This window comes from Ectobacillus sp. (assembly GCF_056992975.1).
The window spans coordinates 1-8874 of record NZ_JBXKMX010000119.1; the positions used below are offsets into that span (position 1 = coordinate 1).

Sequence of the window (8874 nt, forward strand, 5' to 3'; positions counted from 1 at the left end):
AATTTTCCGATGACAAGATGTGGATCAAGCCATAGATTTCCGTCTTTATGTGCAGCAGCATCATCTACAATAAGAAGAGTAACGCCTTTTTTCACAGCAGTAACAGCTTCATCAGCTAAACGTTGCAAAGCAAATGCAATTGTTTCATCTTTTGTAAACGTTGCAGACATCTTGTATACAGTGTCATGCAATGCAAAAAGATGAACGAGTTCTTCATACGTAATTTGTCCTTTTTCTTCTGCAACCATTTGACCATTTCTGCCTTCTAGTAATACAGGAGAACGTAATTCAACAATAAATGGTTTTTCTTGTTTTTCATGTAAAGAAGGACGTTTCCCGATAATTGTACGTGTTGAGAAATGTTCGATCTCACGGTCACGGTCAATTGCTGGGTTAGTTACGACGGCTACACTTTCTTTAATAAAGTCTGCGATATTTCTTCTATCTTCATCTAATGCAGCAAGAGGGCCATCATGACCTAAAGAGCGAATTGGTTCAACACCTTTTTCTGCCATTTGTTCCATGAGTTGAATGTTTTCACGATCCCAACCAAAAGCAGCGTATTGGCGGTCTTCCACTTTTTCGTTAGAAGCAGCCTCCTCAGTAAGAGTTGGTTTTGGTGGAGTCATGTTCTCACGGTAGCCACTTGCGTTTATGCGATTACGTAATAGCTTATAAACTTCTTCTTGGTAAGAAGCATACTCGTAAACTACCATATCGTCTGAATCGTTCCATCTTAAGCCAACCTTTTCACCAGGCGCCAATGCTTTCGGTTCTGCAATATATTCGCTTGGCGATACAACACCTGGTTCTGATGCGAATACGAAAGATGTTTCGGTTTGTACCATCCAAAGAGGACGAAGACCTAATGCATCAACACTGAAAACTGCTTCATCTTTATAGCGAGAAATAATCCCAGCAGGACCTTGTGCAAAATGTCCCCAGCCTTCCCGGATATATGCATATAAATCTTGTAGTTCTTCTTTATAATGTTTAATTTCATTAACAATTGGAGGGAAAAGAACGTCAAGTGCTTCAAACAAACTGTAGTCATAACGAGCAAGTAACGTTTCAATTGTTCGGTTTAAATCTTGTGAATCACTACCGCCTAACGTAAGCGGTACACTCATCATTTCTGCTTGATCACGAAGCTTTGCAATTGTATTAATTTCACCGTTATGACCTAATACACTAAATGGTTGTACCCGGAAAAAGTTAGAAAGTGTATTAGTTGAATAACGATTGTGTCCAAGAGTCATTGTAGAAGCAATGAGAGGATTAGTTAAATCATTATAATACGCTACAAGAGTATCCCCAGCTCCAAGCACTTTGTAAACTGCATGATGTGCACTTAAGGAAGCTACATGAACTGCTTCGTTTTCTTCTAATTTGATAGTTAAATTAAATAATTGTAGTTCAATATGTCCTTCTTCTTCAGTAGGAAGAAGCGCAATTTGCCAAAAAACAGGCTCTTCTGCTTTTGCAAGTGGACCAAGTGCATCCGTGTTTGTTACTGCATCCGTTTCATAAACAAGCTGAAATCCGGCTTTCGTGAAGGTATCTTTAATTTCTGCACGAAGAGACAGTGTGTCTACTTTCTTACTCAAAAAAAGATGTCCGACAATAAAATCAGGGCGGTCCACAAGAGAAGCTGAAATCTCTTTACGTGTTAGCTTTTCTTTCCATAGTTCTTTAGGCAGGTCAATGTGAATACCAATACCATCACCTTCACCGTTAATAAAACCGGCACGATGATTCATCTTTACTAATGAATCTATGCATAAATCAATATTTGCTTTAGTAGGACGGCGCTTTTTTTCCATTACAGAAACGATGCCGCAAGCATCGTGCTCCGCTTGCCGGAAATCACGAAAAAGGGCTGGAGTCCAATTATTTGTTAAATTGTTGGCCATGGGGCCAGTCACCTCCACTCAAAGTTGGGAAATATAACTATTCGAAATTATTAGACTTTTTTGAACGTATAATGTCTAATTATAAAGAAAAAACGAAGGTTTTAACAAGTAAAATCTGATAAGTTCGTTTCTTCATTTTTCACGGTATGAATAATTATACTATTAAACTTAAATTTATGAAATAGGGTGGAAGAAAAAAACAGAGGAAAATCCTCTGCATTTTTCTTCCATTTTAATGATTGGAAAGGATAGATGCTAACTCTTTAAAAGCATAATCAACAGCTTTAATTGTGTCCTCTACGTCTTGTCTCGTATGCTCTGTTGTTAGAAACCATGCTTCATATTTAGATGGTGCAAGGTTGATACCTTGTTTTAACATAAGTTTAAAAAATTGACCAAAAATGTCGCTGTCGGATTGTTTTGCATCTTCATAATTTTCAACAGTTTTATTCGTAAAAAATACAGTTAAGGCACCTTTTAATCGATTGATCGTAATGGTTATATTATGCTCATTTGCTTTCGCCATGATTCCTTCTTCTAATAATTTCCCTAGTTCATCCAGTTTTTCATAAACCCCTTTTTGTTTAAGCACTTCTAGACATGCAATACCAGCTCGCATCGAAGCGGGATTTCCTGCCATTGTTCCGGCTTGGTAGGCAGGTCCGAGCGGTGCAACTTGTGCCATGATTTCTTTTTTACCGCCGTATGCACCGATTGGTAGTCCACCACCAATTATTTTACCAAGAGCTGTTAAATCAGGTGTTACGCCTAGTAAATTTTGTGCTCCGCCGTACATAAAACGAAATCCTGTAATGACCTCATCGTAAATAACGAGTGCTCCGGCTTGATGAGTTAGATCATTTACCTGTTGTAAAAATCCCTCATTTGGCATGACAATTCCGAAGTTACCGACAATTGGTTCCACTAATACTCCAGCAACCTCGTCGCCCCATTTATCAAGTGCATCTTTAAACGCTTCAATATTATTGTAAGGAACGGTAATAATATCTTGTGCAACACTTTTTGGAACTCCAGCAGAATCTGGTGTACCAAGCGTAGAAGGACCTGAACCAGCAGCCACAAGCACAGAATCAAAGTGGCCGTGGTAGCAGCCTGCAAATTTCATAATCTTCGTTCTTCCTGTGTATGCACGTGCAACACGAACGGTTGTCATAACTGCTTCCGTCCCAGAGTTAACAAAACGAACTTTATCTAAGGAAGGAATTGCTTCCTTTAATAATTTTGCGAATGTAACTTCATAAGGTGTTGGTGTTCCAAAGAGTACCCCATCTTCAGCAGCTTCTTGGATTGCCTTCGTAATATATGGATGGGCATGACCTGTAATAATTGGACCGTATGCGGCTAAATAATCAATGTATTTATTATCGTCAACATCCCAAAAATATGCGCCTTTCCCACGTTTCATGGCAACGGGAGAACCTCCCCCAACAGCCTTAAACGAACGTGATGGGCTGTTAACACCGCCAACAATATGTTCCAGTGCCTCTGTATGTAATTGTTCTGAGCTTGTAAAATTCACTTACATTCCACTCCTTTATGGTAATAACTCAATATGAATTGTGATAGCTTTCACTATTCATGTGATAGAAAAAGTCATCTGTGGTCTCATTTTATTGTATCATGATTTATGGAATAGAGGATAAGACTTATTAGTTGTGAAGACAGTAGTGGTTAGGTAAACTAATCGAAGTGAAAATATGAAAATGAGGTACTAGCATGGAAACAATCATCGACGTAAAGCAGTTACGAAAAGAATTCGTTTCTCATTCAAGCCGTTCTGGATTAAAAGGAGCATTTCGCGATTTATTTACCCGTAATTACAAAGTTATACCGGCTGTAAATGATATTTCCTTTTCTGTTCAGAAAGGTGAAATGATGGGATACATTGGTGAAAACGGAGCAGGAAAATCGACTACGATAAAAATGCTAACGGGTATACTAACACCAACATCTGGACAAATCGTGGTTAATGGCATGAATCCGCACAAAGAAAGAGAAAAATTTGTAAGAACGATTGGGGTAGTATTTGGACAACGTTCGCAGCTATGGTGGGACATTGCTGTACAAGAATCTTTCCGATTACTAAAGAAAGTGTATGGTGTATCCGACATAGAGTACAAAGAACATATGGAGCATGTGATAGAAACGCTCGATATTGGTCCTCTTCTTGATAAACCTGTTCGTAAGCTCTCACTTGGACAACGTATGCGATGTGAGCTAGCCGCAGCGCTCATACACAATCCTTCCCTTTTGTTTTTAGATGAACCAACAATCGGATTGGATGTTCTTGTGAAGCTGAAAATAAGAGAATTTTTAAAAGAAATGAATGAAAGGTATAAAACAACAATTTTATTAACAACACACGATATATCAGATATTGAGGCTCTGTGTGATCGGGTTGTTATGTTAGATGAAGGGAATATCATGTATGATGGATCACTTGAAAAGCTTCGTTCTAATTGGGGAAAAGAAAAAATCATCCACTTTCAATTTACGAAGTCTGTTTCTCTTATAGAATTAGCAACAGTTATGCCTGGTAGAGTAACATGGAAACAAGAGGACGGAGACAATGTTTGGACAGCGAAACTACCGAATGAAGAAACGCTGATTTCTGCGTTGATCTCACACGTAGTACAAACATTTAAAATTAAAGATATAAGAATAGAGGAAGTATCAACTGAAGAAATTATTCGTAATATTTACGAAGAGGGTAATACGCATGGCTAAATATATAGAAATGATCCGTATACGGTTTCTTATGATGCTTGCCTATCGAACCAATTATTATAGCGGAATTCTCATTTATACAATCAATATAGGAGCGTATTATTTTTTATGGGGAGCGATATATGGCGGGAAAGGCAGTATCCAAGGATTATCGGTTGCACAAATGACGACTTATGTTGCAGTTGGTTGGATGGCGCGGGCTTTTTATTTCAATAATATTGACCGTGAGATAGCAGAAGAAATTCGAGAAGGACGTGTGGCCATCGAAATGATTCGTCCGTATAGCTATCTTGGTATGAAGGTTATGCAAGGGCTTGGTGAAGGGATCTTTCGGTTTGCATTCTTTTCTATTCCGGGTATGATTCTTGTTTCGTTTTTGTTTTCCCTCACGATTACGTCACATATACAAACGTGGTTTTCGTTTTTACTCTCTATTTTGTTTAGTTTCATTATTAACACGCAAATTAATTTGATTACGGGTATGATGACATTCTTCTTATTTAATAATGACGGTCTCATGTATGCAAAACGGGTTGTCATTGATCTATTTTCTGGACTTTTGCTTCCTATTAGCTTTTATCCTCTTTGGGCTCAAAGCATAATGAATTTTTTTCCGTTTCAAGCGATTAGTTATATTCCAAGCATGATTTTCTCAGAAGGATTAACGGGACAAGCAGTCTGGAATGCCGTACTGTTTCAAATCATTTGGTCTGTTATACTCATTCTTCCAATCGTTTTCATGTGGAAATTGGCGAAAAAACGATTAATTGTGCAGGGAGGGTAAGTAGAATGATATATGTTCAATTATTGTTTCAATATGCCGGACAGTATATGAAAACGAAGCTACAGTATCGCGGAGATCTTCTTGTCGGTCTTTTGTCTGATATGATGATGCAAGCTGTAAACCTAATCTTTATACTTGTTGTATTTGGTCATACGCAACTATTACAAGGGTGGGTAAGAGAAGAAGTTATTTTTATCTATGGATTTTTCTTAGTACCATTCTCGATTTTCTCGGCCTTTTTTAATATTTGGGATTTTAATGATCGATATATAGTAAAAGGAGAAATGGACCGCATTTTAACGCGTCCTATTCATAGTTTGTTTCAAATTATTCTAGAGCGAATGGAGCTGGAGTCATTTATTGGTGGCGTTACAGGCATGCTTATTATGCTCTATGCATCAGTGCAGCTTCATTTGACATTTCATTGGTACGATTTCGTCTTATTTATTATTATGGCAATTGGCGGTGCGCTTGTATACGGCGGGATATTTGTTTCACTAGCTAGTATCGGATTTTGGTCAGATGCGAGAAGCTCTATCATGCCGCTTATGTATAATATAGGAAACTACGGACGGTATCCGATAAATATTTATAATAAAATCATTCGGTTTATATTAACTTGGGTATTGCCTTTTGCATTTGTAGGAGTGTATCCAGCTTCGTATTTTTTACATAAAAGCGAATGGAACTTCTATGCATTTTTTACTCCTGTTATGGGAATCCTCTTCTTCTCCTTTGCTGTTTTTCTTTGGAACAAAGGTGTCAAGCGGTACAGGGGTGCAGGTAACTGATATAATTCATTTGTCCATCTCATATAGATGATATGAGGTGGACAAACATGTGGATTATTGTGTTACTACTCGCTATTTTTGCTATTTTATATAGCATACGTAATCTATGGAAATCATCTAGAACGAATTCCTTTTTTTCGCTATCGAATCTTATGCTGCTTAGTCTTGTCTATTCAACTGTACTGATTGCATTTGGTTTAGGGTATCTCATTTTAGGAGAAATTGGGTTTCCTGTTTTGAAAGAACACGGAAATGCTATTACTACGGTAAGCCCTAGAGATACGGTAGGAACTGCCATGTATTTTAGTGCAATTACACTCTTTTCGGTTGGCTATGGTGACATTACACCGATTGGCCTCGGGAGGGTTATTGCAGTTATAGAGGCGTTAATTGGATATACCTTACCGTTTGCTTTTGTCGCTCGCATGGTTACCGAACATGATAAACGCGACTAAACATGGTATAGTTAAGAGTGGAGTAGACGAAGGAGAGGTTGTTAATATGGTTAAACTAGGGGAACTTGCACCAGATTTCACATTGCCAGCAAGTAGCGGACAACAGGTTACATTATCAGATTTTCGGGGCAAAAATGTTGTAGTTTATTTTTATCCAAAGGATATGACGCCAGGATGTACGACGCAAGCCTGCGATTTTCGCGATTCATTAGATTTATTCAATGATGAAAATACGATTATATTAGGAATTAATCGTGATACGATAGCGAAGCATGTAACATTTATTAATAAGAACAATTTGCCATTTCAGTTATTGTCAGATGAAGAACATGTAGTAGCAGAACTATACGGCGCTTGGAAGTTAAAAAAGAATTTTGGTAAAGAGTATATGGGAATTGAACGGTCCACATTCGTTATTGATAAGGAAGGAAAACTTGTCAAAGAATGGCGCAAGGTAAAAGTGAAAGAACATGTTAAGGAAGTATTGGCTGTAATTAAAGAATTAGCATAAGGCTTCTTTAATTTATAAAAAGTGAGGCATTCGTCTATACCTAATGGAGTGCTAAGTAATATGGTAAAGTGTAGGGCATACCTCCTCAGATGATAGCTTTTCACGTGCGAGATACTTCTCGCACTATTTTTTTGTACAAAACGCAAACAACTATTTGAGGGGATAGTAAGTATTTGAAATGGATTCAATCCAGCAAAGAGGTTAGCGGTAATGAAAGAGCAAGGATTGTTTCCAGGGAGGAAGAAAAAGTAAGGTACATTTTACTTTAATAAGTTAGTTGGAAATACAGTATCCTTATAGTAGAAATATTGACAATGGGAAACATAAAGCTGTAAACTTATTGTAAATATTATAACGTAGTAATCTATATAGAATGGGGGTGCATGGCGGTGGTTAACGAAGAACTAAAAGAAGCATTAGAACTTTTAAAAGGTACAGGTGTACGTATGACTCCGCAACGTCATGCTATTTTAGAGTATCTGGTTGGTTCGTTGTCGCACCCGACAGCTGATGAAATATATAAAGCGCTTGAAGATAAATTTCCAAATATGAGCGTTGCGACTGTATACAATAATTTACGTGTTTTTAAAGAAATTGGTCTTGTGAAGGAACTGACATATGGTGATACTTCTAGTAGATTTGATTATGTGACGACAGATCATTATCATGTTATATGTGAGAAATGTGGGAAAATTGTTGATTTTCCTTATTCCGGCTTAGAAGAAATGGAACAAAAAGCATCAGAAGAAACGGGATTTATAATACGAAGTCATCGTATCGAATTGTATGGTGTTTGTCCGGAATGCAGTCATATGTTGAAAAATTAATGTACCGTGCTAAAATAAAATTTCTTGGTTGACTTTAAAGGATGATATCCTTTGTTAGTCAACCTTTTTTATTTCGATTGCTGTAGGCCTCGTGAAGCTCTTTGCCGTCCCATGAAGCATCTAATGTAAGAGGTTGGTGACAATGCATACACGCATCAGCCCTTCCTAGTATTTTGGTTGGTTTGTTACATGCCGGGCAGAGGACCTGTACAGTTTTTGTTGAGAGCATACCAATCCAAAAATAAATGATGGTACTGCCGATAATGGAAACAAAACCTACGATGATGAGTAATGACATAATAAGAGGGGAATTGCGGAAAAATACCCCCACATAGGAAATGAAGAGTCCAGCAAAAACAGATCCTAAAGCAAACGTCCGGATTTTATTGATTTTGCTACTGTATTTTTCTCTCATTGGGCACACTCCTTTTTACAAATCATACATTATATAATATATATTTCCAAACAAAAAAAGAATGAGTAAAGTATAGAGTTTGATAAGAAAATAGAATGAGAAAAATAATGAAAAAGTGATTGACCTATAATTTATTACGTGATATATTATTAACCGTCGCTGATGCAAGTCAGTAACAAACAGTAAATAAAAAACATGTTGACACTGTTTTTGAAAGGTGCTAACATAAAGAAGTCGCTTTTTAGCGATAATGAGTTCTTTGAAAACTAAACAAAACATGAAACGTCAGTTTTATTTTTTTAAAGCTTAGACAAACTTTAACTTTTATGGAGAGTTTGATCCTGGCTCAGGATGAACGCTGGCGGCGTGCCTAATACATGCAAGTCGAGCGAACCCTTCGGGGTTAGCGGCGGACGGGTGAGTAACACGT

Annotated in this window: 9 protein-coding genes and 1 rRNA gene; 7 read left to right on the forward strand and 3 right to left on the reverse strand. The window is 37.5% G+C overall.

Annotated features, from left to right (window positions below; all coding sequences use genetic code 11):
• Together AC11ZT_RS06045 and AC11ZT_RS06050 are read right to left on the reverse strand one after the other, a co-directional pair.
• Nucleotides 1-1913: glutamate synthase central domain-containing protein (locus AC11ZT_RS06045; protein WP_484058738.1), on the reverse strand; the 1913-nt coding region annotated here is incomplete at its 3' end.
• A gap of 232 nt (nt 1914-2145) precedes the next feature.
• On the reverse strand, nt 2146-3453 hold the full coding sequence (locus AC11ZT_RS06050; RefSeq protein ID WP_484058739.1) for a glutamate-1-semialdehyde 2,1-aminomutase: 1308 nt from the start codon (nt 3451-3453) through the stop codon (nt 2146-2148).
• A gap of 197 nt (nt 3454-3650) precedes the next feature.
• Between AC11ZT_RS06050 and AC11ZT_RS06055 the strand changes: the two genes are divergently transcribed.
• The 6 genes from AC11ZT_RS06055 to perR all read left to right on the forward strand — a co-directional run bounded on the left by AC11ZT_RS06055 (nt 3651) and on the right by perR (nt 8029).
• Entirely contained in the window at nt 3651-4661 is a 1011-nt protein-coding gene (locus tag AC11ZT_RS06055; RefSeq protein ID WP_484058740.1) for an ABC transporter ATP-binding protein, read from the forward strand.
• Nucleotides 4654-5445: an ABC transporter permease gene (locus AC11ZT_RS06060; RefSeq protein ID WP_484058741.1), complete on the forward strand. Its 792-nt coding sequence runs from the start codon at nt 4654-4656 to the stop codon at nt 5443-5445. Before AC11ZT_RS06055 ends, AC11ZT_RS06060 begins: the two co-directional genes overlap by 8 nt.
• A gap of 5 nt (nt 5446-5450) precedes the next feature.
• On the forward strand, nt 5451-6236 hold the full coding sequence (locus tag AC11ZT_RS06065) for an ABC transporter permease (protein ID WP_484058742.1): 786 nt from the start codon (nt 5451-5453) through the stop codon (nt 6234-6236).
• A 47-nt stretch (nt 6237-6283) separates the two neighbouring features.
• On the forward strand, nt 6284-6691 hold the full coding sequence (locus AC11ZT_RS06070) for a potassium channel family protein (protein ID WP_484058743.1): 408 nt from the start codon (nt 6284-6286) through the stop codon (nt 6689-6691).
• 46 nt (nt 6692-6737) lie between these two features.
• Nucleotides 6738-7202 carry a thioredoxin-dependent thiol peroxidase gene (gene bcp, locus AC11ZT_RS06075; RefSeq protein ID WP_484058744.1) on the forward strand — a complete coding sequence of 155 codons (465 nt, stop codon included), beginning with the start codon at nt 6738-6740 and terminating at the stop codon, nt 7200-7202.
• 383 nt (nt 7203-7585) lie between these two features.
• Entirely contained in the window at nt 7586-8029 is a 444-nt protein-coding gene (gene perR / locus AC11ZT_RS06080; protein ID WP_484058745.1) for a peroxide-responsive transcriptional repressor PerR, read from the forward strand.
• Between the two features lie 58 nt (nt 8030-8087).
• On the opposite strand, the gene AC11ZT_RS06085 is transcribed toward perR, so the two are convergent.
• Nucleotides 8088-8444: a DUF2614 family zinc ribbon-containing protein gene (locus AC11ZT_RS06085; RefSeq protein WP_484058746.1), complete on the reverse strand. Its 357-nt coding sequence runs from the start codon at nt 8442-8444 to the stop codon at nt 8088-8090.
• A 323-nt stretch (nt 8445-8767) separates the two neighbouring features.
• On the opposite strand from AC11ZT_RS06085, the gene AC11ZT_RS06090 reads away from it, so the two are divergent.
• Nucleotides 8768-8874, forward strand: a 16S ribosomal RNA gene (locus tag AC11ZT_RS06090); the annotation flags it as partial.